Below are 24,938 nucleotides of genomic sequence, written 5' to 3'. Positions count from 1 at the left end.
AATAAGCTATTGGATTTGTGTAGTTTGTAGTGAATTATTTAAGTTTGATAGCGATTTGCGAGTAGTTATGCGAGTAGTTATGCGAGTAGTTATGTAAGTTTGCATGCGAGTTTGCATGTGAGTAGTCATGCATTTGCAGGAACTTGCATTATGATTTGCGATTTTGAAAGAGTTTTAGAGGAGAGTTGGTTGCTGTGAAGTCAATATTTAGCAAGAATAATATTTTTATTCGTATGAGATCTATTAGTCCAGCATTGCGATGGGCTTTGGTTGGATTCTGTTTTTCTATGCTTGGCAATCAAGCGTATGAAGGCTCGGTTTTGCCTTCTATTATTATTGTTGGCTTGCCGGCTTGGGTGATTGGTTTTCGTAAGACTTTTATGACGGTTGCCGATTTTCTTTCGCCATGCTCTGGTTGGATTGTTGATAAGCTTGGCGGTTTTCGCGCTCTTGCTATGACTGAAGGCGTAGAAGGCGTGCTCAGTTTGCTGCCGCTTCTTATGCTTGGTTCTCCTGCGTGGAAGTGGTCGCTTGTGGCTCTTTCTTGCGCATTGTTGATTACAGGTCAAGTGATTGATATTGCTAGCGAAGTTTTCGAGGTTGATGCTGCCGGCGGTGATGACGGCATGATTGTAAACTACAGTGGCATTGTGAGTATTTTGGCGAGTATTACTGGAACATTACTTGGCTCTCCACTTGGTTCGTGGATTGCAAGCTGGTCGATTCCTGCGGTTTTGATTTTCTCGTCCGTGACTTCTTTTGCAGCTTGCGCTACGCGTTTTATTATGAAACAAGACATTGCGCAAGCGTCTTGTGTAGAAGAAGAAGCGTCTTGCGATGTAGAGAATGGATCGCAAGCGATTAGTGAAGAAGGAGAAGTATCGCAAGAATCGCAAGCAAATGATGTGATTAACAAATCTACATCTAAGCAATCTGCAAATTCGCATCTCAAGAGTAAGCTCATGCTTCTTTTGGGCTCTCTTTTGGTTGCTTTTATTCCTGCGTGCTCTGTTTCATATATTCTTCTTGGTTTTGGTAAACAATATGGCTCTAAATCTTTGACGATATTGTATATTTTCAGTGGTGTAGGAAGCGTGCTTGCGTCCGTTTTGTATGCGCATTCGTCTCAAAAGCTCGGTTTAAGAAAAGTGGCGATTTTGGGAATTGCTGTGAGCTTGGTTGCTTATTGCCTTATGTTTAGTAGTATTTTGCCAATGATGTGCTTCGCATTCTTCCTTGAGTCGATTGGAGGAATGTTATTGGTAGAGCCGATTATTGTTGCGCGTCAGATTTTGTTTAAAGGGAATATGCTTGCTAAGTTTTCTGGTTGGGCACGCCTCGCGTTTGCGATTGGTGCTACTACCGGATCTTGGATTGGATTTGCATTCTCGTCTACGTTGCAATGGCAGCTTTTGCCTATACTTGCGCTGATTTTTAGTGCAGGATTGATTGTTGTTTTGCCTCAATTACCAAATACGAGTTATGTAGATTAGACGATTTGCGCTGCAGAATATGTGAAGTGATATGTGATTAATCAGTGTTATCTCCTAAGCGGAAGTCATTTTTAAATCGGCTAAAACTTAACGATTTGCATATGTATGCATATCTGTGTATAATATGTAAAAATAAAAAATCTTGCGAGTATGAATACAAATAAAAGAGTATAAAATATTCTGCACAAACTAAATTACAGGAGACTCTCATGCACAAGATTGTTCAAAAGTGGAATAGCATTGACCTTATTTTGCGTATTGTCATTGGTCTTTTTCTTGGCGCTGCACTTGGTCTTTTTGTGCCAGCTCACGTTTATGTGCTAGATCTTGTGGGAAAGCTTTTTGTGAGCGCACTTAAATCCGTTGCTCCGATTTTGGTATTTTGCCTTGTGATTGGAGCGCTTGCAAAAGCAAAAAGTGTTGGAAACATGAAGCTTGTAATCGTGTTGTATGCGATTTCTACTTTCACTGCAAGCCTTATAGCTGTATGTGCGGCTATGATTTTCCCTGTTGATTTCACTTTTGCACATGTTGAAGCGGCATCTTCGCCATCTCCTCAAGGAATCGGTGAAGTTCTTAATTCTCTTGTATTAAATATTGTTGTGAACCCTGTAGATGCCCTTGCTAAGGGAAACTTTATTGGTATTTTATTCTGGGCAATTGCCTTCGGTGTAGCGCTTCGTTTGGCTGAGCCTTCCACTAAAGCATTCTTTGACAACGTTTCGTCTGCTATTGGAAAAATTGTTCACTGGATTATTAACGCAGCGCCTTTTGGCATTATGGGTCTTGTTTATACAACAGTGGCAAGCAATGGTCTTCGTATTTTTAGTGAATACGGTTCCGTTATTGCCTTGTTAGTATGCACTATGGCTGTTGTTGCTTTGATTGTTAATCCAATTTTGGTTTTTGCTCTCACTGGCAAGAATCCGTATCCTCTTGTATTGCGAACGTTGCGCGATTCGGGAGTTACAGCGTTCTTTATGCGTTCTTCTGCTGCAAATATCCCTGTAAACATGAATTTGTGCGAAAAACTCGGTTTTAACAAAGACAATTACTCAGTTTCTATATCGCTTGGATCAACCATTAATATGAGTGGTGCTGCTATAACGATTTCGATTATGGCTTTGTGTGCTGCTCACACTCTTGGGATTTACGTTGATATTCCAACAGCTGTGATTTTGTCTGTGCTTTCTGCAGTTAGCGCTGCAGGCGCGTCTGGTGTTGCTGGTGGCTCGCTTTTGCTTATACCTCTTGCGTGCTCATCGTTTGGTATTTCAAACGATATTGCTATGCAAGTAGTTGCTATTGGTCTTATTATTGGCGTGATTCAAGATTCGTGCGAAACTGCGCTTAACTCTTCCACAGATGTTCTCTTTACGGCAGTTGGCGAATATCGCATGTGGCAGCGTGCAGGTCTTAAGTTTAAGATGGGCAAAGACCACGAACCAGTGCAACTTAAAAAGTAGCTGTTGTAGCTTTTGTTAAGTATTATTATTAGTGCGCGTTCTTCCGTTTTTACGTTTTAGATCGCGCACTTTTGTTATATTTTGCGAGGTGTTATTGTAAATGAATCTAGCAGATGTTCAAATAAAAGAGTACGAAAAATATAATAGCAAAGATATTTTAAGACTATATGATTCTGTTGGTTGGTCTTCGTATACAGATGATTTAGTTGCTTTAGAAAATGGCTTTAACAATTCACTCAAGGTTTTAGCTGCGTATAAAAATGATGAGCTAGTTGGAATTGCTAGAGCTGTTGGTGACGGATATACGGTTGTTCTTATTCAGGATATTCTTGTTTTGCCGGAGTATCAAAGGCAGGGGATAGGCTCTGCCTTGTTAAATGCGATTGTGGATTTTTACCCTAATGTTCGTCAAATTCAATTAACAACGGATTGTACTGAAAAAACTATTGCTTTTTATAAATCTGCTGGTTTTATTGAGTTATCAGAAATCGAGTGCTGCGGTTTTATAAAAGACAGAGCATGATTGTGTATTAGGCTTTAGGGAAGTGGTAGGTTGTGTTTGCAGGAATACTGCGGTTAATCCACGCGTTTGCTGCGATTATACTTCCGCTTCCTATTGTGGTTTCTCCGCCCAAGATTGTTGCGTTTGCGTAAATTACAACATTATTTCCAATATTTGGATGCCGCTTTCCGCCTTTTATAGGATTTCCATCCTCGTCTAGCGCAAAACTTTTTGCACCCAGCGTTACGCCTTGGTAAAGCTTAACATGCTCGCCGATTACAGTTGTTTCGCCAATTACAATGCCAGTTCCGTGATCAATGCAAAAATATGCGCCAATTTTTGCTCCTGGATGAATGTCGATTCCAGTTTTTCTGTGTGCATATTCGCTCATAAGTCTAGGAATTAGCGGCACGTTAAGTTCGTAGAGTGCGTGAGCTGTTCGGTGAATAAGCATTGCATAAAAACCAGGGTATGCGAGTGTGACTTCTACTTTGCTTGTGCAAGCAGGATCGCCTTCGTATATGGCTTGAATATCTGTTAAAAGTAACTTTTTAATTGTAGGAAGAGTATTTATAAATTGATTGCAAGTTTCTCGAATTTTAATTGTGTTGCTTGTGTAGCATTGAAGTTCGTGAAATATAATGCGTTCTATAGTGTCTAATGCGTTCGAAGCAACGGTATTCAAACTATTATCAGTATTCAAACTATCATTGAGTTGTGTAGAATCGTTGCTTTCATTGCGCACATGCAACTCAGGCAAAAGTAACACCTGAGTCGCATGTATGAGCGCAATAATATTTCGGTAATTAGGTATGAATGTAGCTTGTCTTATGTCTGAATCGTGAATTGAGTTCAGTTGATTTATAAGATCAAGGCGATCATTCATACATTTCTCCCGTTATTTTGCTATTTTCTTTATTTTATAGTTTTGATCATTATCTAATAATGTTATTTATTATTCATTTATTATTTAATCAAAACTTGCGTATTTAAAGTAGTACACCTAAATGTATTTAGTCTTCAAATAATGCGGTAGACAAGTATCGATCTCCTGAATCTGGCAGTATTGCAACTATGGTTTTGCCACTATTTTCTTCTCTTTTTGCTTCTTGGATTGCTGTCCAAATTGCAGCTCCAGAAGAAATACCTACAAGAACGCCTTCTTTTTTGCTTATAAGCTTGCCATTTTCGATTGCGTCTTCATTTGTTACGTGAACAATGCGATCGTAAATGTTTTTGTTGAGCACATCTGGCACGAATCCTGCGCCGATTCCTTGAATCTTGTGCGCTCCTGGCTTGCCGCCTGCGAGCACAGGAGAGTCTGCTGGTTCTACTGCGATTACTTCAAGCTGAGGATTTTGTTCTTTTAAGTATGTTCCTGTACCAGTTATTGTGCCGCCTGTTCCAACGCCGGCAATTAGAATATCCACGTTTCCGTCAGTGTCTTGCCAAATTTCTGGACCAGTTGTGTTGTAGTGTGCGTGCACATTTGCTTGATTGGTAAACTGTCCCGGAGTCCACGCGTTTGGCGTGTTTTCAACTATTTCTTTCGCTTTGGCAATTGCGCCTTTCATTCCTTCTGCAGCAGGGGTGAGTACGAGTTCGGCGCCGTATGCTTTCATGAGTTTTCGTCGTTCAATAGACATGCTTTCTGGCATCACAATAATGCTTTTGTATCCTTTTGTTTGAGCAATCATTGAAAGACCAATGCCAGTATTTCCAGAAGTTGGCTCAACAATTACTGAGCCTGGTTTAATTGTTCCTGCGTCTTCTGCTTCTTCAATCATCTGCTTTGCAATGCGGTCTTTTACAGAGCCTGCTGGGTTAAAGTATTCGAGTTTTACCAGGATTTTTGCTGCTAGATTGTACTCTTTTTCAATGTGCGTAAGCTCCATAAGTGGAGTGTTACCTACGAGTTCTTGCACGGACTTGTAGATATTAGACATAATATTTCCCCTTACTTGTTTGTTGTTTTACTTGTTTTTTTTTTGTTTTGTTTAATTTGTTTTTAATTTTTAAAAATAATTTTTATTAATAAAGCGACTATTGTTTTATTATTTGTTTCTAAAAATGCCATTTATTCGTTTTAATATTTAACACGTATTAAATTGTTATCTTTTTAACGTTTTATATTCGATTTTTGGCATAAAAAAAAAGAAACAGCGCGCTGTTTCTTGAATCGTAATTCGCTGTGTTTTAACGTAGATGCTTTTAGCACAGGCTAGATGTTATGCATACTTAGTGCTTGCAAACATCATTTCGATTAAGAAATGCGCAACAGCATAAGTTACAACAACAATTTGTCATCATATTTGTATGATACATGCGCACTCCTTTACTCGTCGAAATGGTGATAAGTGAAGACTATAGCGAATGGATTTGTGTTTGTCAAACTTGATTTGTGTTTGCTAGTTCTTGATATGTACTCCTTGTCTTGCGCGAGTGTCTCTGTTTGGCTCCAGTAGCCATTAAGTGCGAATTTGCTGTGTTTGGCTGATTTGTGATTTTTGTGCGATAATGCGAATGATGGTATGTAAAATTGAATGGCTTGTAGGACGGGGCTGATTGTATGAAGGAGCTGATTATATGACAGAATATGATTTGCCGATTTTAGAGTATGATTCCGATAAAAGCGCAGTTTTAATGCCAAATCACGATAATATTTCTGTTCAGCTGCCACCTAAAGCGGTTTTTGCTTTCTTAGGCGATGAAATCGATCGGTATGCTTTAAGTAGGAAAGCTACGATTGTAGCAAATTTTGAATCTGCAACTAAAGCATACCCGATATATGTTTTGGAAGAAAAAGTAGAGAAAAAAGTAGGAGAAAATACAAACAGCGAAGTAGAGGAAGAAACGCAAAAAATCTGCTTAGTACAGGCCCCAGTTGGCGCTCCTGCCGCTGTTCAGATCTTAGATTGGTTGATTTCTTACGGTGTTAGGGAAGTTGTTAGTGCTGGTTCTTGCGGATCGCTAGTTGATTATGCAGAAAACGTTTTCCTGGTTCCGTATAAAGCTTTAAGGGATGAGGGAACTTCTTATCATTATTTGCCTCCAAGTCGTTATGTTGATGTTTCAGAGCGTTCGAGGCGTGCTATTTTGCAAACTTTGCAGGCGCATAATTTGCCTTATCATGAAGTTAAGACGTGGACTACGGATGGGTTTTTCCGTGAGACTAAGACGAAAGTCGCTAATCGTAAGCAGGAGGGATGCGCGGTTGTTGAAATGGAGTGTTCTGCTTTAGCGGCTTGTGCGCAAATGCGCGGGATTGTATGGGGTGAGATTCTTTATACTGCAGATACGTTGCACGATGTTGAAAATTATGATGAGCGTAATTGGGGTGGGGATTCTAAAGCGTATGCGCTTGAGCTTTGTATTGAAGCAGCGTTGCGTATTTGAGTATTACATATAAGTGTGTTTAAGAGTTTATAGGTGTTGTCGGTAGATAATTGTAATTAATCAGGATGAGTATGATAATGTAGCTTTCAACGTTTTGTATACGGCTAATCGGCAAAACAGAATCGAAAATGCTAGCTACGAAAATGTTATTAGATAGGGAATAGCATAAATAGAAGAAATATTCAAAGGAAGTGAGAGGTAGCTGGAATGAACAAAACTGACAATACGGCAAATCAGCAATCGCCCGCAAATCAGCAATCATCTAAACTACATCCCGACGTAAAAAATTACGTAAAACTATTTTTCAAAGAAAACAAGCTTGTAGCTTTTCTTTCTATGATAGTTTTTATTGCCTTGTCTATGATTTTCACTGCTATTTCTTGGATTTTGCAAATTATTTTCGACTATATGGCTGGTAAAGGATCCTTCTCTTTAACTACTATTTTGCTGCTTGTAGTTTCCTTTATGCTTGCAATTTCCATGATTTTTGCGTTGAAGCGCAGCGCGTATCCTCGCTTTCTTGAAAAAGCAATGAATCAGTATAAAGAGTCTGTTATTAAAAAGCTTTTAAAAAAGAGTTATAGTGATTTTTCGCTTGCGAATTCTGGTACATATCTTTCTGTGCTTACTAATGATTGCGAGCGTATTCAAGAAAAGTATTTGAAGAAGATTTTTGATTTTGTTCAAGACGTTCTTATGCTTGTAAGCTCTCTGGCTCTTATGATTTACTATAGTCCACTGCTGACTGTTATTGCTCTTATTATTTCCGTGCTTCCTATGGCGTGCTCGATTCTTACAGCTAACGAAATTGCCACTCGCGAGGAGCAGGTTTCTAAGTCGAACGAGTCTTATACAGCCTTAACGAAGGATATTTTGAACGGCGTTTCGGTTATTAAGAGTTTTAAGGCGGAGCAAGAGGTTATTAACCGTTATCAGAATCAGTCGATGGAGCTTGAGCATACTAAGAATCTTCGCGAAAAAACTATGACTACTGTTTCTGCTCTTGGCACGATTTCAAGTCTTGGGACTCAGCTTGGCGTGATGCTTATTGGTGCTTGGATGGTTAACGCTCATATTGGTGTTATTACTGCTGGAATGGTGTTAGCTTTCACTAATTTGATGAATGGCGTGCTTCAGCCTATTGCAACTCTTCCGCAAATGCTTGGCGAGATGAAGGGCGCTAAGAAGCTTATTAGCAAGATGGCTGATTATATGAGTAACGCTAAGGAAGATTCTGGCGAGATCATTGACGATTCTATTAAAAGCGTTGTTTTGCGCGATGTTTCGTACGCTTATGACGCGGATCATAAAGTATTGAAGAACGTAAGTCTAACTTTGCAAGCTGGAAAATCTTACGCGATAGTAGGACCTTCTGGTGCTGGTAAGAGTAGTTTGATTAATCTGCTTATGGGCTATTACAAGGATTATGAAGGTAGTGTGCAGCTGGATAATCACGAGCTTAGCAATGTGAGCAAGAGTTCGCTTTACGATAAGACGACTCTTATGCAGCAGTCTGTGTTTATGTTTGATGCTTCGATTTTAGATAATATTACTCTTTTTAAGCCGTTCCCGGAGGCGGAAGTGGATCGCGTGATTCACTTGGCTGGTTTGGATGATTTGATTGCTTCTAAAGGCAAGGATTATCAGTGCGGCGAGAACGGTAGTCATCTTTCTGGCGGCGAAAAGCAGCGTATTGCTATTGCGCGAAGCTTGCTTAAAAAGTCCGAGATTCTGCTGGTTGATGAGGCAACGAGCGCGCTAGATAATGAGACGAGCGTGAACGTAACGCAGTCTATTTTGGATTTGCAAGGAATTATTCGACTCGTGGTAACTCACCGCTTGGATGCTAATTCGCTTAAGCAATATGATGAGATTCTTGTGATGAAAAGCGGCGAGCTTATTGAGCGCGGAAGCTTTGAGGAGCTTATGAATCAGAAGGCTTACTTCTACTCGCTTTACACTGTGTCTATGTGAGGTTATGGCGCTGGTGCAAAGCGCCAGTAAGTAAACAAATTCGGGGGAGTGTTCTTGGTTTTGTTTACCAACATGCCGGATAAGTAAACAAATTCGGGGTAGCTCGTTTGTTCACTCGCTTACGATAATCCTTCACAAATTCTTCAACCGATAATCCTTCACAAATTTTTCAGCTTATACGAGTTCACAAATTCTTCAACAGATAGGAACGTATCTTCATAACCCAGTTTCTCACACAGCTTCACAACATCTGGCTTATCGAGCTGTGCAATAGAAAGTATGTCGTCTCGCCTAAAAGCGTCGCGCGCAGCACCGTCAAAAAGAATTCGACCATTTGCAAGCACAACAACGCGATTAAATACTCGAGCCACAAAATTCATATCATGAAGAACAGCTATAATAGTTTTTCCTTGCAAAACAAGGCGTTTAATAATTGATTCAATACAACGTTTTCCGCAATCATCCTGAGCGATTGTAGGTTCATCTAAAATAACAACTTGCGTATTCATTGCTAAAATTGACGCAATAGAAACCATTTTTCTTTCGCAAAGACTTAAATCGTAAGGATTTACTTCGCTTTTATCTAAAAGTCCTACAAGTTTCAGACTTTCTTTTGCTTGAATCAATGCTTTATCTTTATCAATTCCAATTTTCAAAAGTCCAAACATTACTTCGCGTATAACAGTTGATTCAAAAATCTGGTCATCTGGATTCTGGAATACAAAGCCAATATCTTTAGCAAGAGATGGAACACTACATTTTGCAATATCTTTACCATTTAATAAAACGCTTCCAGATTTCGGAGTAAGAAGTCCTCTAAGGATTTTTAGTAAAGTTGTTTTTCCAGTGCCATTTTGACCAACAATAGCGCATGCTCCAGGTGCAAAAGACAAATTGAGATCATCGAATATTTGTGTTGTTGGAGTATGAGAAAAAGACACATTTCGTATTTCAATAGTAGGAGTCATGATAAGCGATTCCCTTCGTGCGAGCTTAAGATGCGTGATGTTTGCTCAAGAGTTATTGGGTACAAGCCATTATCGCTTTTTAGCGAAAGTTTTTTGCAAATTTGAGTATAAATAGGAGGATTTACGCCATATTCTTCCAAGTCTTCGCGAGAAAAGATTTTTTGCGGAGTATCAAAATCAACGAGTTTTCCTTCGCTTAAAAGCATTACGCGGTCGCTATATTGCGCGATTTTTTCCATTTTATGCTCAACCATAATAATAGTTTGACCCTGATTTTTTAAGGATTCTACAGACTTAAAAACCTCTTCCGAACCTTTAGGATCAAGCTGCGAAGTAGGCTCGTCTAAAATTATTATTTCTGGTTGCATAACTAGAATAGCGGCAATAGACATGCGCTGCATTTGACCGCCAGATAAATCGTATGGAGAACAATCTTTAAGATGAGCAATGTTAAGCATCTCCATGATTTTCTCTACGCGATTTTGCATTTCGTTTTGTTCAACACCAAGATTTTCAAGCCCAAACGCAATTTCTTCGTACACAGTAAGCTTAGAGCCAGTAATTTGATTAAAAGGATTTTGGAAAACTAAACCAACTTTTTTACAAAGACTATCTATTGGCGTAGTTTTTGCGTTAAGACCGTCTACCTCAACTTTGCCGCCGTAAGCTCCGTGGTAAAGATTGGGAACAAGACCTAAAATAGCTTGCGATAAGGTTGATTTTCCAGCTCCATTAGCACCTATTATTCCAATAAATTCGCCTTTATGAATATCGCAAGAAATGTCATTGAGTGCAAGAGTTTTACTATAAGGATAGCGATATTTTAAGTGCTCTATATGAATAGCTGCCATGCTATATATCCTAAATTATTGAGTAACGCGTAAATAATAGATGCGACTATTACGATTAAACAAGCGCATAAAAATAGCGTATTGTATTTACTTGGCTTAAATGGTTTTATGAATGTTTTTTGATTATTGCATGAAAATCCGCGAACTTCTAAAGCTATAGTTCTTTCTTTAGAACTCATAAATGAAGACATTATAATCGGGGATATTAGAGGCAAAAAAGCTTTGAAACGTGTTATTAGAGAACCTTTTGTTTTCAATCCTCTGCTTCTTTGTGCGTCAACAATAGTCGAAGTTTGCTGTGTTATTTGAGGAATGATCTGGAATAGCGAGACAAAAACATAGCCCATTTTAGGTGGTAAACCAGCTTGTATCATCTCTTGCATCATATCGGAAGGTTTAGTTGTAAGCGTTAAAACACAGAACGCAAACGAAATATTTAATATATTTAACACAATCTTCATTGCTACTTCAAAACCTTCTTTGCGAGCAATCAAAGGTCCTAGTTTGAATAAAATCGTATAGTTTCCCGATCTAAAGAAAGTCTGAACTATAAAAATAGTTACAATAATAAAACCAGTAACTTGTATTACAATTTTTATTTTTGCTAGGACCCTTGATGTTGCAAGTAATATTAGGCTCAAAATAATAAAGATAGCGAAAGAAGTATAGCCTCCAAGCAAACCCGGTGTGCTTATAGCGCATATTACGTATGCAAGTTTGGTTTTTGCAGATAATCCGTTTAAAAACGAATTCTTATCTTCAAATAGGCTTATGCTTTTCATACTATCTCGTCTTATTGTGCTTATATTAAAACTTGTAAATCTTAGCGTTTATGTGATTTATTTGCTTGCGATAAACGTTTATTTATCAAGATCTTCGTCATTGGATTGATAGATAGCTATTAAACTCTTAGGAAGAACTTTATAAATTCCAGCTGCAAGGAACAAAACAACAATCTTGTCTGGTATGTCTACAACAAGCTCATCTACGAATGACGCAAAGAAGCCTTTGGAACCCATTGCTGCAAAAACAGCGTCACCCCAAACGTTTCCGGTGGTTCCGCCCCAATAAATCATGTTTAGAGGTGTAGAAATGATTATTGCGATTGCTGCAACAATAAGACTTGTTATAAAAATGTGCAAGCCTTTGTCCATATATTTTAATCGTGCAGCGATTCCAACGCTTACACCAATTGCTGCAGCTGTGATGCTATAAACTGTAGAAATTGGATCAATCGTTAAGCCGTAAACAATATTAGTTAAAAATCCCGCAATTCCGCCAACAACTGGGCCTGCTAAGCATGCTGAAATGCAAGTGCCTAGTGTGCCAAGCCAAAGTGGTAGTTTTAGCATGCTTGCAAATAGTTTTGCAACATAATTTATGCCAATTGCGGCTGGTATTAGTACGAGTGAAGCAGTAGTTAATTTAACGCTCCAAATATTCTTTAGTTTATTTACCATTTTGGAATTTCCTATCAGTTAAGGAATAAATTCAAGTTCATTATACGCTTTGCCAAATGTTATTAAAGTAGTTGAAAATTAATGTGTTATAAATTGTTATATTGTTTATTTTGTGTTATTTTGTTCTTTGCTATTTGTTTTGTATTAGATCTTTATTGAAAATAATCACATCTAAGCTACTTTGCTAGCAAAATCAAAGTTGTTCAAAATCAAAGTCGTTATTATTCAACTATTCCAAATAATGATTATTTATGATAAAAAAATATAAGAGCCTTTTATGCCTTTTATAAAATTTTGTTATAAAAAATGTTGTTACAAAAAACATTGGCGATTGTAAGAGGGAGATGACGATGAATGTAAGACATGGTAGCGTGTTCACAAATCCCGAAGTTTTAGAAAAGCTTAATAAATTAGAAAAATCTCCCCAAATGCAGGGGAAATTAAATGAGTTAAAAGAAGGCATAAAAAACAACGCTTTTGACCCAATGCGTTTGATTCCATTAATACCAGTAGTGCTGATTATTGGGGCTGTTGGCAATTATCTTCCTTCGTTTGATTACTCTACTTATAAATATCCTTTACTCATAGTAATTGCTTTTGTTGTTTGCTTTGCTGGTAAGTTTTTTGTAAGTAATAAGGTTGATGTAAGCTCGCTATACGCGGATAATGTTTTAACGCCGATTCTAAATGCGATTCTGCCTGGAACGGTATTAGAAAATTCTGAAGGAATTGACAATAGTATTTTTAATAATCTTCTGCCAATATCGAGTAGGTATTATTCAAATAAACACATAATTTTTGGCGATGAATCTAAAACCGAATTTTCAAATATGCAAGCAATGCACTTTTCTAGAAGTGAAAGTGGAAAAACTGTCAAAAAAACGGATTTTATTGGGCAAGTCTTATTAATAAACACAAAAACCAATATAAATGGTCACATTAGAATCGTTCCCGTTACTGGCAAGAGCTTTATGGGGCAAAAACTAAATGGATACTATGGTAAAAAAACAAAAGAGGAGAGCGAAGTTCAAACAGAATCCATTGAATTTAACAATTCGTATTCAATCTTTTCCACAGACGATTTTTATACGAAGCTGGTATTAGATCCAAGTTTTATAGAAATATTGAATAATTTGCAAAAAAGAATGAGAGTTTGCTTGTACCTAGATAGTGAGCATATTATTGCAGCTTTTGACTCTGGTTGGTATCTATTCGGCGCTCCAGGAAAATCTGGAATAGAAAACCTATCTTTAACAAGAGAATACGCAAAATTTAGAGATGTTTTGGCTGAGTATTACGAGGTAATCAGATTAATTAGAGAAAAATTGCAAAATTAGAAGCTAGAAAATTTCAATATTATATATTGCAATACTAACGAATTGCAAAAGTAGAAAAACTAAGACTAGAGAAAACTAAGACTAGAGAAAGACTAGAACTAAAGGAGACATTATGAGTGACATTATGGATGGCATTATGGATAGGGACACTATTTTAATAGTTATTGCAATAGTGCTTGTAATGATTATTGGTTGGTTTATTGGAACTTTAAATAGATTAAGAAAATATAGAGTGATTATAAAAGAGTCGCAGAAAAACGTTGATATTGCGCTAGCTAAAAGATATGACACGATTTGCCAAATGTTCAAAGTTGCACAGTCATTTGCAAAATATGAAAAAACAACATTAGTGGATTTAGTGAGTCTAAGAGAAGGCTTAAACTCTGATGATTCTAGTGCGGTAATAAAAAATCAGAATCATGCGATAGGGAAGATTTATGCTTTAGCAGAAGCTTATCCAGAATTAAAATCTTCTGAACAATTTTTGAATTTGCAAGAGGAAATAAACGACGAAAACGAGCAGCTGGCGGCAGCAAAAAGAATAGTAAATAGTAACATCAGCACTCTTAATCAAGATATCGTTACATTTCCAGTATCGATTATTGCAAGTTTAAGCGGAATAAAGCAGATGGATTTTCTTAGTGAAGATGACCTAAGCAATAAGAAGAATATCGATAGCATATTGAGCTAAATGTCATATTGAGCTAAATGTCATATTGAAGTATCCAATCATCGCAAATTTGCGGCGATTGGCTACTTGTGATATTGAGATTTTATTGCGAAAATCTATTGCAAGAGTAATTCAGCCCCACAAATTTTATTTTGCAGGGCTGAATTACTTATTTTATTTATTATCTATTTTTTATTTATTATCTATTGATTACTTGCTAGATTTTTTAGCAAATTTTTTACTCACTAGTGCAGTCAACCATGGCGTAGCCAAGGCAGTAATAATTACTGCGGCAGCAATTTGAGGAGTCGCTATTAATGCGGCTTTTGCCAAATTTGGATCTATAGCCATCATTGCAGCTGGTGTTGCAACAGCACTTGCTGCAGTACTACTTATAGCAGCACCAGCAATACCAGAGCCTCTAGTTAAGAAACGATCTGCTAATACTGTAAACACAAATCCAGAAAGTACTATAATGCCAAGCAGCACACCAGAAAGTCCGCCTTCAACTAGTTGAGCAAAGTTCATGTTTGCTCCTAGAACAAAGCCGAGAATCATGGTTATAGGTATTATGCCATTAACCAGTTGCTTCTTCATGTAAGGGAAACAATTTCCTAGAATCATTCCCAAAACAAGGGGTAAAATCGATCCAACAATTTGCCAGAATGGTATTACGGCTTGCCCAGAAGAGTTCATAACAATCATGGTTACTGTTGGGCCAACGCTTATGGTTGTCATAGCTACAGCTCCACGATCTACTTCAGTGCCGTAGTTTGCTGTAATGCCAGAATAAAGCGCATTATTGGCTACAGTCATTGCGCCCAAAATAGACAACATTGACAATCCAAGCAGATTATTATTGCAGAACTTGGAAACAAGCAGAGCAATAACAATAGCAGTTAGGATCTTAACGCTAATAATTACGGCACCTCGCCATAAAGCTTTAGGAGCATTCTTAAATGAAAGACTTGCTCCGATGCAAAGCATGAATGCGCCAACCAAAGGACCAGTTCCATTAATTACCGCTGTTGTAAAACCACCTATTTTTAAGGATGCTGGGAAACATGAGTTCACTAAGCAGCCTATAAATAGAGGAACAACAATTGTAGCTCCTGGAATTTTTATTTTCTTTAAGTTTATTTTTGTGCTTTGGCTTTTTAGATTTGCGAACATGATTTTCTCCGTCAGCCGTCTAATACGATTCCGCCATCAACATCGCCAATCTCTCCGTTGACGAAGGAAGATTCTTTAGCTGCAAAGAATAGAATCATTTGCGCAATTTCCACAGGCTGTGCTTTGCGGTGCAAAGGAATAGCATTAATAATCTTTGCTTCTTTTTCCTTGTCTTCCTTCAAAGCTTGAGTCATTGGTGTTTCAGTATAAGATGGGCATACTGCGTTGCAACGAATACCATACTTGCCGCCTTCTTTTGCAACGGCTTTTGTTAAACCATTCACACCAGCTTTAGATGTTGCGTATGCTGCTGTTCCTAGTAAACCGCCGCCAATCTTTCCAGCCACAGAGCTAACGTTTACGATTCTTCCGCCGCCATTTTCCTTAAAATGCTCGAATAAAGCATGGTTTGTTGCGTAAGTTCCGTAAAGATTAATCTTTACTGTTCTATCAAATTCAGCGTCTGTTAACTGCTCAAATGGAACAGTTGAAACAACGCCGCCGCAGTTTACCAAAACATCTACTTTGCCAAAATCTTTGATGATTTGCGCAAAAACGTCGTTAACATTTTGAATATCACCAAGATTTATCTTATAGACAAAGATATTATCTGAACCTAATTCAGATTTTGTTTGGTTTGCTTTTTCTTCATTGATATCGGCGATAATTACTTTTCCGCCTCCATCTAGTACGCCTCGGACGACTTCTCTGCCGATTCCTTGAGCGCCTCCTGTTACAATGACCACGTCATTTGTGAAATTCATTGTTTTTACCTTCTTTCTGAAAAAGAGATAATAACATGGCTGAGTCTACTCTTAAATGCTATTGTTAACAAATTTGTATTAATGTATTTAATGTTTAAAGAATAACTTATGAATTTTTAGGTTTAAAAGTCATAAAACATAAACTATAAATTCATAAATCAACAAACTCTTAAATACATAAATAGGTATCTAAATAAACTGCGATATTACAATACCTGCCGCCATGAGTGGAATGTTAAAAATAAGGAATGTTGGAACGCAAGTATCCCAAATGTGGCTATGCTGACCGTCTGCGTTCAATCCAGCAGTAGGTCCAAGCGTTGTGTCGGAAGCAGGAGAGCCTGCATCTCCAAGAGCCGCTGCAGAAGACATAAGAAGAATTGTTGCAGGAGTGCTAAAACCAATGCTTTGGCAGAGTGGAACGAATAAAACCGCAAGAATAGGAACAGTTCCAAACGAAGTGCCAATTCCCATAGTAACGAGCAAACCAATAATCGTGATTACGAATGCGGCGATTATCTTGTTTTGTCCCATTGCTGCAACGCCTATGTGTACAAGTTCATTAACTCCACCAGTGGCTTGAATTACGTTAGCGTATCCACCAGCGATAAGCATAACAAAAGCGATAAGACCCATGAGTTTTACGCCACCAGTAAGCTGCTTATCAATATCATTCCATTTTATTGCTCCAAAAATAATCATGGTTGCAAGACCTGCAATAGAAGAAAGCGAAAGATCCTTACTAATAACTTGCACAATGACAACCACAATGATCGCGAGAATAGTTACGTAATGGCGGCTAGTAAGACCGCCAACCACAGCGTCTGCAGCGCGAGTGTCTGATTCAGTTGTAGTGTATTCACGAGGCTTTCTGTATAGAACAAACACGGCGAATAGTAGTGCGGCAAGCATTGCTGCACCTAAATACCAGTTCACAGCACTAACGTCTGCAACGCTAACCTTCATACCGTTTTTAGAAAGATTAGTTGCAATAACCGTTTGGAAAATTAAGCCAAAGCCAAAAGGAATAGCAATATATGGAACTTCAAGACCAAATGCTGTACAACATGCTGCAGCACGGCGATCTAGCTTCATCTTATTCATAACTCGTAAAATTGGCGGAATAAGAATAGGAATGTAAGCAATGTGAACAGGAACAATATTTTGAGACATGCAAGCGATCAAAGTTAAAATCGCAAGCAAAACATATTTTTTATTTCCAATTATTTGACTGATCTTCTTAGAAATAATTTGAGCTAATCCAGTTGAAGTAATTGCCTCTGCAAAGGTTCCAAGAAGGATGTATGCGAGCGCAGTTTGCGCGTTTGTTGAGAAACCATCACATAGCAAAGCCATAATAGTGTGATTCCCATCTCCAAAAAGAGGGAGATGCCCAGCTATGCCTCCTGCAACGCATGCAACAATCATTGCGAGTAAAACATTAAGTTTTGCAAGACTTAACACGCATAACACTACAACCGATACGATTACCGGATTGCATAGAATGTTTAAAATTTGCATACTGTTTCACCTCTTTTTAAAGTTATCTTCATTTTTATGTTTGCAAATAATATGTTTTTTTAATTTTGATATTTTTTCAATTTTAATAATTAAAGACAATATAACATAAAGACATGCGTAAAATTTTTATTGGCAAAGTAAAAATATTAAGTATGCTTGAAATTTACATGTTTGAATCATGAATGTGACATTTTGTCACTATATATCGTGTTTTTATGGCTAAAACATAAACAAATGAACAAAATGTCTAAAAATAAGTTAATATTTGTTCGCCTTGAATAGTACGACGAAAGTACTTTCAGGAGATCGACGTCAATAATTGGTTATAACATTTTGCTGTAACATAGCAATATGAGGTAGTCGCCAAAATCATTACAGGCGATATCAGAATTAAATATTGAGTCTGAGTTAGAAGAATCAAAATAATCAAAATAATCAAAATAAAACCAAAAAATTGAAAATTGAAAATTAAAAATCCACAATTAAAGAGCAAAAGGAGGAATGCTCGGCGATTGCAATATAAGCGTGCCGTACGGTTTCGCTTCAAATGCTTATTTCGCCGCACATGTAAATTATGCAAGAAGAACAAACGCTTATAGAAGCGAAAGAATTAGGTTTACAAATATTTAGAAGAACACCATTTTGGGACGTATCGTTAAAAGTAGAGCCTCATCAAATCGTTGCAATATCAGGCGAACATGGCTCTGGAAAATCAGCTTTGCTGCTTGCACTGTCTGGTTATATGAAATTTACGAACGGAACTCTTACTATTGCGGACGCAACTCTTCCTAACGATTTTAAAGAATCGCGTAAATATGTTGGACTGGGCATATTCAACGGAATTAACGAATTCTACAAAACGCAAACAATAGAAGAAGTTCTTATGAGCGAGCTGAAACTAGCAGCGCGCTCGCCTCTATTTTTGAAGCAATACAAAAATGATGTTAAAAACCGTGAAGCTTTACAGCAGTACGCTTACAACGTGCTAGCTCAATGGAAAGTATTTTCTCCTCACAAAACAGCAATAGGAGAGTTGACTCCGTGCGAGCGCATGCGCTTGGCAATTGCGTTGGCTTTGCTAAAAAAGCCGTGGCTGCTATTTGTTGATGGAATTGAGACGGAGCTTACTAGTGAGCAAAGAGAATGCTTACTTTCCGATATTCGCGAATATGTTAGCAAAAACTACTGCTCCTGCCTTGTTGGAGTTTTGCAAAGTGAGTTAGAAAAGCAAGCGGATCAAGTCTTAAGACTTATGCCAAATAATGAGAAAGCAGAAAATTCTCATACTGATTCTCAACTTGCTACAAGTGAAGCAAATGGTGGTGAAAACAATGCACGTTAATACTATTGCTCTTGCATTTCGTGAGCTTAACAATACGATGAAAGGAAAAGCTCGAAAGCTTGTTATTGGAACCGTAGCTTTGATTCCACTTTTATACGGATCGCTTTACTTGTGGGCGTTTACAAATCCTTATAAGACTTTGGATACTGTGCCTGTGGCTGTTGTTGTTGAAGACAATGGTGCTATGATTAACGGCAAAATGCGCAATGTTGGCGATGAAATCAAGAATCGTTTGAAGAATCAAAAAGACGGTAGTGAAGGTTTCCAATGGAATTTTGTAGATAGTGCTGAAGCAAATAAGGGCCTTAAAAATGGCAACTATTTTATGGTAGCAACTATTCCAGCTTCCTTCAGTAAGTGCATTGCTTCCGCGCAATACGATACTCCAACTAAAGCAAAACTTCACGTAAAGTACGATCAAGCAAGCAATATGCTGGCTTCACAAATTGGTAAAACTGCTTTCCGCACTATGCGTACTGAGATTAGCGAGGCGATTGCTCAAGAGTATTGGGAGCACATGTTTGAAAAAGTAAATTCTGCTTCTGATTCTCTTAATTCAGCAGTGAGTGGTTCTGGCGATTTAAGCGCTGGAATGCAATCGCTTAATGGCGGAGTAGATAAGCTTGCTGATGGATCGATCAAGCTTACTCAATCTTTGCAAAAACTACAAAACGGATTAAGTGAACTTCAAAAGGGAGCGCAATCGCTTAAAAATGCAAATACGCAAAGCAAAGATGGGGCGCAATTCTTAGCTCAAAAAACTAACGATTTGGCAAATGGTGCAAATCAGCTAAATAGTGGAGCCCAAACGTTGTATAACGCTACAGACGAACTATATAATGGTGCGCAAAAGCTTTCGGATTCTAGTGCTCAACTTGAACAGCATGTTAAGGCTGGAAACGAGGCTACAAAGAGTCAGCTTACTCAGCTGCTTGTTGAAGCGCAAAATCCACTTGTGACCAAAGAGCTTGTGCTAGAAAAATTGCAAGGTCTTGCGGGAGGATTAAGCGAAAATTCTAAGCTTTTAGAGACCAATCTTTCGGCATTGAGCCAAGGTGCTGGAGCACTTTCTTCTGGTAGTTTGAAGATAAAAGCTGGAGTTGACGCCGTTTCTAAAGGAATATCAAGCGTTCACAATGGTTCGTCGCAGCTTTCCGCTGGAGCAAATAAGCTGGCGGAAGGTCTTAGCGCTGTAAGCAACGGCAGTGAAAAGCTCAATAATGGTATTAATTCTGCTGCACTTGGGTCTGCAAAAATAGTTGATGGATCAAGTCAATTGAATTCTGGAGTTCAAAAGCTTTCTGAAAACACGCCAAAGCTTGCTGATGGAGCAAAAAAGTTGCATGAGGGGCTTAAAAATGCTCAAAATTCTAGCAAAATCAACAATATTAAGCAAAAAAGTAAGATGATGAGCGCACCAGTTTCCTTGGAGGAGCACGAGTATTCGCACGTTGAAAACTATGGAACCGGTTTTGCACCTTACTTTATTTCTATCGCCCTTTGGGTTGGTGCTCTTATGACAACATTCGTTTTGAGAGTTATGGATAGGCGAGCGATACTAAACGGCATGAATCCGCTTAAAAGCGCGCTTATTAGCTTGACGCCGTTTGTGATTATGGGCGTTGTGCAAGCGATTATTCTTATGGGCGTTGTACAAGGAGCGTTGAAGTTTAAAATCGATAATGTTGGTGCATTCTACGCGCTGGGGATTATAGCGTCAATAGTCTTTATGGCAATAATGCAAATGATTATGGTTGTGTTCCGCATGCCAGGGCGAATAGTTGCTATTGTGCTTCTTATGTTGCAAATCACAAGCTCTGCAGGAACGTTCCCAGTACAAATGACGCCGGCATTCTTTAGAGCTGTTCACCCATATTTGCCAATGACGTACTCGATTATGGGGTTGCGTCAAGCAATGTCTGGAAAGAACAATGGTGAAATAGTCTCTGGCATTGGAATGCTTGTGCTTTTCGGCGTTATTGCGATTGCTATAACAAGCATTGCCTTCCGCATGAAGCGTACTGTAAAAATGTTTGACTTGCATCCTGTAATAACGCTTGATGCGTAAGTTTCACATAGTCGCGATAATTAAAATCCCCGCAGCTTTTGTTAGTTGCGGGGATTATTTTTAGTGAAATCTTTAGTTAGATTTTACTTTTTAGTGAGATCTGACTTTAGAAAGTAGATGCGTAGACTTCGGCAATAGCATCTTCGCTCATATGTATATAGGAGTTCTTCAAAAGTCGCTGCTGCTCTTTAACAACACTTGAAGCCCAGCTTTGAATCATGTCTTCGGTCATGCCATACTCGTGAAGCTTGTGCTTAGGAAGAATCGTGTTAAGAACTTCGTCAAGCTTATCTAATACATCTGCTTTATTGCATTCTAGAATATTTGCCATAAAGTCAAAAAGTTTAGAAAGCTCAGTGTTTTCTGCGCTATCGTTGTTTTCGCAGTCGCGCTTAGCATAGTATCGCAAAACGCTTGTAAGAAGCGCGGCGTTCGTTTCGCCGTGAGCTACGTGGAAAGTGCCGCCAAGGGGATAAGCCATCGCGTGCACGCAACCGCAGCCAGCATTACCAAAAGCAATACCAGCATAAAGACTTGCAGAAACCAAGTCGCTTACAACTTTGCTTTTCGCGCTGCTGCCTTCTTTAACAACTCGCATATAACTTTGCAAAATAAGTCCGCAAGCCTTGTAGCTAAACATTTTTGTAAGCTCTGTTGCAATAGGAGAAAGTGCAGATTCAATCGAATGAGTAAGAGCGTCAATAGAGCTGGTTGCAAAAACGTAATCTGGAAGGCTCTTTAACAATTCTGGAATAAGAACCGCGTCTGTAGAATAGCAAGCATCGTTTGCCAAACCCTTTTTAGTGTTGCGCTTTGTAAGCGAGAACACGGCGACGTTAGTAACTTCGGATCCAGTTCCGCAAGTAGTTGGAACAAGAATAAGATCCGCGCCTTTTTGTACAGGAATCTTGCCGTCAACCAAATCTTCGAGCGGGCTTGTTTGCTTCAAAGCGCAAACCTTGGAAATGTCCAAAACGGTTCCGCCACCAATGCCGATCACGCGCTTTGGGGTAGTGTGAATATCGCGAACAATCGCATCAACCATTTCGTCGCTTGGCTCGCCCTTGCCGTAGTTCTCTTGGAAAATCACATTGCAATCAAGGTTCAAGCTGCCAAAATAAGGTTCCCAAATGTACTTGTTTGTAATAACCAAATCGTCTTCGCCAAGCTTAAATTCTTGCGCAAAATCGCTCGTATTTTCAAATTTATGAATAGTTGGCTTAATAGAGAGCTGTTTCATCCTAGACTCCTTTGTGTTAATCTGCATGTCTTATGCCAATAGTGCGCGGATGATTAAAAAACCAAGCAACTGCTCCATTATAGAACAGGTTGCTTGGTTTAATAAACGCGATTTAAGCTAATTAGTAAAAAGTGATTCAGCCTAAGCTAATCAGAAAAGTCTAATCAGCCCTTCAACAAAGCCGTGTAAGCTGCCATAGTGATGTAATTGTATGGCTGGTTGAAGTGAGGCATAAAGAAGATATCACACAAAGCAAGCTCCTTAATCGTGACCTTCTTTTGAATAGCGAGAGAGAACAGGTGAATTGCTGCAGACATATCGTAGTTAGAAGCCAACTGGCATCCAACAATCACCTTAGTGTCTTTCTTGTAAACAATGCGAATCTTCACCTTTGGATTCTCAACTTCCATGAATGCAGGCTTTTGAGTATCCTCAAAATCAACGTAATCAACATCCATGCCCTCTTTTTGAGCAGCAGTCAAGCTCAAACCAGTGCAAACAAGCTTGTAATCGTAAATCATCATTGCGCTAGAACCTTGCACGCCCTCAGTTTCTACAGGAGTGCCACAAACGTTGTGACCTGCAATCAAGCCGCTGCGAACGGCATTAGTGGCGAGTGCAATATAGTTTACGCGGTCTCGAGCGTTGTCGTAGATTGTAGCGCAGTCGCCGATAGCGTACACATCTGGGTTGGAAGTCTGCTGCTTCTTGTCAACTAGGAAAGCTCCATTTTCGTATTGCTTCAAATGATCTTTTCCAAGAGCAATATTTGGGTGGAATCCAATAGCGCAAATCACCATATCAGCGTCGTAAGTGCCTTTACTGGTTTTAACGGCCTTGACTTCAGTGTCTCCAACAATCTCTTCAACAGTTTGACCAAGCTCAAACTTAATGCCCTTATCTTCCATAATTTTCTTCAAATTATCGGAAAACTCTGGGTCAAAGTAGCCGTTAAGAATATGGTCTTCCATGTCAATAAGAGTTACGTTCTTGTTCAAACGCTTAAAAGCTTCCGCAAGTTCAACGCCAATGTAGCCGCCGCCAAGAACCACAACATTATGGAAATCGCGCTCTTGAAGCTTTGCAATAACAGTTTGAGCATTCTGGAAAAGCTTTACCATTTGCACGTTTTCCAAGTCAATGCCTTTAATGCGTGGCTTGTTTGGAAGGCTACCAGTGGCGAGAACAAGCTTGTCGTAAGAATCGTGAATAACAGTGCCGTCTTTAAGTTCGACTGTTACTTCTTTCTTTGCGTAATCAATGTCTAGAACTCTGCTTTCGAGATTTACCTTAGCGCCTTTTTTAACGAAATCTTCTGGCTTTTGGTAAAACAGCCCATCGCTGCTTTGAATCTGCTTGCCAATCCACAAAGCCATACCGCAGCCAAGGAAGGAAATATTGCTATTCTGATCGTAAATTGTAAGATCGTTTCCTGGGTAGCTCAAAATGGTGTTAGCGCAGGCAGTGCCAGCATGATTTGCGCCAATCTGAATAATCTTGGTCATTGGTAATCTCTTTTCGTCGTTGATATTATTGTTTAATTTTCATATGCGTGCTGTTAACCACATTGTTCGTTAGTTACACGCTGGTACTAAATCTTATTACATTGATACGAGTCTTGCTAATTTTGATTCTAGGTGTGTTGTTTCTGATTATTGTATAAGTTGTAATTACCATTTAATCTTTTCTATGAACGTGAAGTATGTAATAGAATCGTAAGTGTTTTATATAAGTGCATTCGTGTATATATAGTTTTCGCAATGTCTTTTGATAAATTTTGATAAACTTTGATAAAGTTTGATAAGTGAGAGTTGTATGAGGGGGTATTTTAATGCGTATTTTGATTACTGGTTTTACGCCGTTTGATAATGAGTCTATAAATCCGTCGTGGGAGATTGCGCAATCAGTGCATGCGCCTGAGGGTGTGGAACTTGTTCGTTTGCAGATTCCTACGGAATTTAACAAGGGTGCGCAAAAAGTTATTGAGAAAATAGAGGAAGTTCATCCTAATGCTGTGCTTTCGTTAGGGCAATTTGGCGGTTCTGCTTGTTTTAACGTCGAGTATGTTGGTATTAACTGTAGAGCTGCGCGCATACCGGATAATAGTGGATATAAGCCTTGGTATGAGCCTGTTGTGCAAGATGGTGATGTGGCTTATAAAGCGACTTTGCCAGTTGTAAACATAGTTGACGCTTTAAATAAAGCAAAATTGCCGGCGTCTGTGTCTTTTTCTGCGGGCGCATACGTGTGTAATGACGTGCTTTACAGTGTTTGTCATTATTGCCAGACTAGGAAATTGCCGATTAAGAGCGGTTTTATTCACGTTCCGTATTTGCCTGAGCAGATTCTCAATAAGCCGAGTACGAGTTCTATGAGTTTAGCTGATATGCTTCGAGGTATTGAAATTGCGTTGCAAGTAATTGCGAGGAATTGCTAATAAATAGTATAAGTATTTATTTTCTATGCTCGCTCAAGCACGCGCTCAATAGCGTTATTTTGCGAAAGAAGATACACGCAATACTGGTTCATGCTTATGCCTTCGGCTTGAGATTGCTCAGACAATTGTCTGTGTAATTCTTTAGGAAGACGCAATTTGAATTGCCCAGAATAATCATTTAGCTCATGGCAAGACGGCTCTTTTCGTTGCCACGTAATTGGTAGGAGCAAATCCTCCGTAGTTTTAGATTTATCCATGTGGCTATATTATTGTGGT

21 protein-coding genes and 1 pseudogene are annotated in these 24,938 nt (G+C 38.7%); 10 read left to right on the top strand and 12 right to left on the bottom strand.

The annotated features are described in order from the left end of the window. Positions 1–194 precede the first annotated feature (194 nt). The 3 genes from ABVC65_RS06400 (at position 195) to ABVC65_RS06390 (ending at position 3,482) form a co-directional block, all read left to right on the top strand. Complete coding sequence (locus ABVC65_RS06400) at positions 195–1,493, top strand: MFS transporter (protein ID WP_004123312.1); 1,299 nt, start codon at positions 195–197, stop codon at positions 1,491–1,493. Positions 1,494–1,702: 209 nt separating this feature from the next. Continuing rightward, positions 1,703–2,959 carry a serine/threonine transporter SstT gene (sstT, locus tag ABVC65_RS06395; protein ID WP_353582885.1) on the top strand — a complete coding sequence of 419 codons (1,257 nt, stop codon included), beginning with the start codon at positions 1,703–1,705 and terminating at the stop codon, positions 2,957–2,959. Positions 2,960–3,059: 100 nt separating this feature from the next. Continuing rightward, positions 3,060–3,482 carry a GNAT family N-acetyltransferase gene (locus tag ABVC65_RS06390; RefSeq protein ID WP_004122613.1) on the top strand — a complete coding sequence of 141 codons (423 nt, stop codon included), beginning with the start codon at positions 3,060–3,062 and terminating at the stop codon, positions 3,480–3,482. A gap of 7 nt (positions 3,483–3,489) precedes the next feature. On the opposite strand, the gene epsC is transcribed toward ABVC65_RS06390, so the two are convergent. Further along, a complete protein-coding gene (gene epsC / locus ABVC65_RS06385; protein WP_353582884.1) occupies positions 3,490–4,347 on the bottom strand; it encodes a serine O-acetyltransferase EpsC in 858 nt (285 codons plus the stop codon). Positions 4,348–4,474: 127 nt separating this feature from the next. Next, complete coding sequence (gene cysK, locus ABVC65_RS06380) at positions 4,475–5,407, bottom strand: cysteine synthase A (RefSeq protein WP_353582883.1); 933 nt, start codon at positions 5,405–5,407, stop codon at positions 4,475–4,477. Between the two features lie 640 nt (positions 5,408–6,047). Here cysK and ABVC65_RS06375 point away from each other — a divergent pair. Together ABVC65_RS06375 and ABVC65_RS06370 are read left to right on the top strand one after the other, a co-directional pair. Beyond that, on the top strand, positions 6,048–6,857 hold the full coding sequence (locus tag ABVC65_RS06375; RefSeq protein WP_016820589.1) for a nucleoside phosphorylase: 810 nt from the start codon (positions 6,048–6,050) through the stop codon (positions 6,855–6,857). A 207-nt stretch (positions 6,858–7,064) separates the two neighbouring features. Beyond that, positions 7,065–8,831, top strand: a complete 1,767-nt coding sequence (locus ABVC65_RS06370) for an ABC transporter ATP-binding protein (RefSeq protein WP_353582882.1) — start codon at positions 7,065–7,067, stop codon at positions 8,829–8,831. Positions 8,832–8,989: 158 nt separating this feature from the next. On the opposite strand, the gene ABVC65_RS06365 is transcribed toward ABVC65_RS06370, so the two are convergent. The 4 genes from ABVC65_RS06365 to ABVC65_RS06350 all read right to left on the bottom strand — a co-directional run bounded on the left by ABVC65_RS06365 (position 8,990) and on the right by ABVC65_RS06350 (position 12,110). Next, positions 8,990–9,799, bottom strand: a complete 810-nt coding sequence (locus ABVC65_RS06365; protein ID WP_353582881.1) for an energy-coupling factor ABC transporter ATP-binding protein — start codon at positions 9,797–9,799, stop codon at positions 8,990–8,992. Further along, the gene (locus tag ABVC65_RS06360) at positions 9,796–10,650 is read right to left on the bottom strand and encodes an energy-coupling factor ABC transporter ATP-binding protein (RefSeq protein ID WP_004123020.1); all 855 of its coding nucleotides are present in this window, start codon (positions 10,648–10,650) and stop codon (positions 9,796–9,798) included. The genes ABVC65_RS06365 and ABVC65_RS06360 overlap by 4 nt, the downstream gene beginning before the upstream one ends. Beyond that, entirely contained in the window at positions 10,632–11,432 is an 801-nt protein-coding gene (locus ABVC65_RS06355) for an energy-coupling factor transporter transmembrane component T family protein (protein ID WP_004113221.1), read from the bottom strand. The genes ABVC65_RS06360 and ABVC65_RS06355 overlap by 19 nt, the downstream gene beginning before the upstream one ends. Before the next feature lie 78 nt (positions 11,433–11,510). Next, a complete protein-coding gene (locus ABVC65_RS06350; protein ID WP_004123024.1) occupies positions 11,511–12,110 on the bottom strand; it encodes a hypothetical protein in 600 nt (199 codons plus the stop codon). Between the two features lie 350 nt (positions 12,111–12,460). On the opposite strand from ABVC65_RS06350, the gene ABVC65_RS06345 reads away from it, so the two are divergent. Together ABVC65_RS06345 and ABVC65_RS06340 are read left to right on the top strand one after the other, a co-directional pair. Beyond that, complete coding sequence (locus tag ABVC65_RS06345; protein ID WP_353582880.1) at positions 12,461–13,447, top strand: DUF3137 domain-containing protein; 987 nt, start codon at positions 12,461–12,463, stop codon at positions 13,445–13,447. A gap of 112 nt (positions 13,448–13,559) precedes the next feature. After that, positions 13,560–14,138 (top strand): LemA family protein, encoded by a 579-nt coding sequence (locus ABVC65_RS06340; protein ID WP_004123027.1) that lies wholly within the window; start codon positions 13,560–13,562, stop codon positions 14,136–14,138. A gap of 189 nt (positions 14,139–14,327) precedes the next feature. Here the strand turns inward: ABVC65_RS06340 and ABVC65_RS06335 are convergent, their stop codons facing one another. The 3 genes from ABVC65_RS06335 to ABVC65_RS06325 all read right to left on the bottom strand — a co-directional run bounded on the left by ABVC65_RS06335 (position 14,328) and on the right by ABVC65_RS06325 (position 17,575). Beyond that, a complete protein-coding gene (locus ABVC65_RS06335) occupies positions 14,328–15,290 on the bottom strand; it encodes a 2-keto-3-deoxygluconate permease (protein WP_353582879.1) in 963 nt (320 codons plus the stop codon). A gap of 11 nt (positions 15,291–15,301) precedes the next feature. After that, positions 15,302–16,054 (bottom strand): SDR family NAD(P)-dependent oxidoreductase, encoded by a 753-nt coding sequence (locus tag ABVC65_RS06330; RefSeq protein ID WP_353582878.1) that lies wholly within the window; start codon positions 16,052–16,054, stop codon positions 15,302–15,304. A gap of 189 nt (positions 16,055–16,243) precedes the next feature. Further along, the gene (locus ABVC65_RS06325) at positions 16,244–17,575 is read right to left on the bottom strand and encodes a Na+/H+ antiporter NhaC family protein (RefSeq protein ID WP_016813311.1); all 1,332 of its coding nucleotides are present in this window, start codon (positions 17,573–17,575) and stop codon (positions 16,244–16,246) included. A 574-nt stretch (positions 17,576–18,149) separates the two neighbouring features. On the opposite strand from ABVC65_RS06325, the gene ABVC65_RS06320 reads away from it, so the two are divergent. Both ABVC65_RS06320 and ABVC65_RS06315 read left to right on the top strand, forming a co-directional pair. Continuing rightward, on the top strand, positions 18,150–18,917 hold the full coding sequence (locus tag ABVC65_RS06320; protein ID WP_353582877.1) for an ATP-binding cassette domain-containing protein: 768 nt from the start codon (positions 18,150–18,152) through the stop codon (positions 18,915–18,917). Continuing rightward, positions 18,907–20,985, top strand: coding sequence for a YhgE/Pip domain-containing protein (locus ABVC65_RS06315; protein WP_353582876.1), 2,079 nt, complete (start codon positions 18,907–18,909; stop codon positions 20,983–20,985). The genes ABVC65_RS06320 and ABVC65_RS06315 overlap by 11 nt, the downstream gene beginning before the upstream one ends. Before the next feature lie 106 nt (positions 20,986–21,091). Here ABVC65_RS06315 and ABVC65_RS06310 read toward each other — a convergent pair whose 3' ends face one another. Both ABVC65_RS06310 and nox read right to left on the bottom strand, forming a co-directional pair. Beyond that, positions 21,092–22,225 (bottom strand): 4-hydroxybutyrate dehydrogenase, encoded by a 1,134-nt coding sequence (locus ABVC65_RS06310; protein WP_353582875.1) that lies wholly within the window; start codon positions 22,223–22,225, stop codon positions 21,092–21,094. 164 nt (positions 22,226–22,389) lie between these two features. Next, positions 22,390–23,730: a H2O-forming NADH oxidase gene (gene nox / locus ABVC65_RS06305; RefSeq protein WP_353582874.1), complete on the bottom strand. Its 1,341-nt coding sequence runs from the start codon at positions 23,728–23,730 to the stop codon at positions 22,390–22,392. 326 nt (positions 23,731–24,056) lie between these two features. Between nox and ABVC65_RS06300 the strand changes: the two genes are divergently transcribed. Then, positions 24,057–24,662 (top strand): pyroglutamyl-peptidase I, encoded by a 606-nt coding sequence (locus ABVC65_RS06300; RefSeq protein WP_353582873.1) that lies wholly within the window; start codon positions 24,057–24,059, stop codon positions 24,660–24,662. Between the two features lie 23 nt (positions 24,663–24,685). Here ABVC65_RS06300 and ABVC65_RS06295 read toward each other — a convergent pair. Then, positions 24,686–24,865, bottom strand: a pseudogene (locus ABVC65_RS06295) (toxin-antitoxin system HicB family antitoxin); the annotation flags it as partial. Between the last annotated feature and the right edge of the window lie 73 nt (positions 24,866–24,938).

Origin of the sequence: Gardnerella vaginalis (genome assembly GCF_040427915.1) — a bacterium.
Classification (GTDB): Bacteria; Actinomycetota; Actinomycetes; order Actinomycetales; family Bifidobacteriaceae; genus Bifidobacterium; species Bifidobacterium vaginale_C.
Note: the sequence above shows the minus strand (reverse complement) of the source record. Positions and strands in the feature narration are given on the sequence as shown.

What these genes read in the sequence shown, in the direction of transcription:
- ABVC65_RS06300 (WP_353582873.1), top strand. Translation starts at nt 24,057, where the DNA reads ATGCGTATTTTGATTACTGGTTTTACGCCGTTTGATAATGAGTCTATA.
- ABVC65_RS06360 (WP_004123020.1), bottom strand. Translation starts at nt 10,650, where the DNA reads ATGGCAGCTATTCATATAGAGCACTTAAAATATCGCTATCCTTATAGT.
- ABVC65_RS06315 (WP_353582876.1), top strand. Translation starts at nt 18,907, where the DNA reads ATGCACGTTAATACTATTGCTCTTGCATTTCGTGAGCTTAACAATACG.
- ABVC65_RS06340 (WP_004123027.1), top strand. Translation starts at nt 13,560, where the DNA reads ATGAGTGACATTATGGATGGCATTATGGATAGGGACACTATTTTAATA.
- ABVC65_RS06390 (WP_004122613.1), top strand. Translation starts at nt 3,060, where the DNA reads ATGAATCTAGCAGATGTTCAAATAAAAGAGTACGAAAAATATAATAGC.
- ABVC65_RS06335 (WP_353582879.1), bottom strand. Translation starts at nt 15,290, where the DNA reads ATGTTCGCAAATCTAAAAAGCCAAAGCACAAAAATAAACTTAAAGAAA.
- epsC (WP_353582884.1), bottom strand. Translation starts at nt 4,347, where the DNA reads ATGAATGATCGCCTTGATCTTATAAATCAACTGAACTCAATTCACGAT.
- ABVC65_RS06350 (WP_004123024.1), bottom strand. Translation starts at nt 12,110, where the DNA reads ATGGTAAATAAACTAAAGAATATTTGGAGCGTTAAATTAACTACTGCT.
- ABVC65_RS06345 (WP_353582880.1), top strand. Translation starts at nt 12,461, where the DNA reads ATGAATGTAAGACATGGTAGCGTGTTCACAAATCCCGAAGTTTTAGAA.
- ABVC65_RS06325 (WP_016813311.1), bottom strand. Translation starts at nt 17,575, where the DNA reads ATGCAAATTTTAAACATTCTATGCAATCCGGTAATCGTATCGGTTGTA.
- sstT (WP_353582885.1), top strand. Translation starts at nt 1,703, where the DNA reads ATGCACAAGATTGTTCAAAAGTGGAATAGCATTGACCTTATTTTGCGT.
- ABVC65_RS06355 (WP_004113221.1), bottom strand. Translation starts at nt 11,432, where the DNA reads ATGAAAAGCATAAGCCTATTTGAAGATAAGAATTCGTTTTTAAACGGA.
- ABVC65_RS06310 (WP_353582875.1), bottom strand. Translation starts at nt 22,225, where the DNA reads ATGAAACAGCTCTCTATTAAGCCAACTATTCATAAATTTGAAAATACG.
- cysK (WP_353582883.1), bottom strand. Translation starts at nt 5,407, where the DNA reads ATGTCTAATATCTACAAGTCCGTGCAAGAACTCGTAGGTAACACTCCA.
- ABVC65_RS06375 (WP_016820589.1), top strand. Translation starts at nt 6,048, where the DNA reads ATGACAGAATATGATTTGCCGATTTTAGAGTATGATTCCGATAAAAGC.
- ABVC65_RS06365 (WP_353582881.1), bottom strand. Translation starts at nt 9,799, where the DNA reads ATGACTCCTACTATTGAAATACGAAATGTGTCTTTTTCTCATACTCCA.
- ABVC65_RS06330 (WP_353582878.1), bottom strand. Translation starts at nt 16,054, where the DNA reads ATGAATTTCACAAATGACGTGGTCATTGTAACAGGAGGCGCTCAAGGA.
- ABVC65_RS06370 (WP_353582882.1), top strand. Translation starts at nt 7,065, where the DNA reads ATGAACAAAACTGACAATACGGCAAATCAGCAATCGCCCGCAAATCAG.
- ABVC65_RS06320 (WP_353582877.1), top strand. Translation starts at nt 18,150, where the DNA reads ATGCAAGAAGAACAAACGCTTATAGAAGCGAAAGAATTAGGTTTACAA.
- nox (WP_353582874.1), bottom strand. Translation starts at nt 23,730, where the DNA reads ATGACCAAGATTATTCAGATTGGCGCAAATCATGCTGGCACTGCCTGC.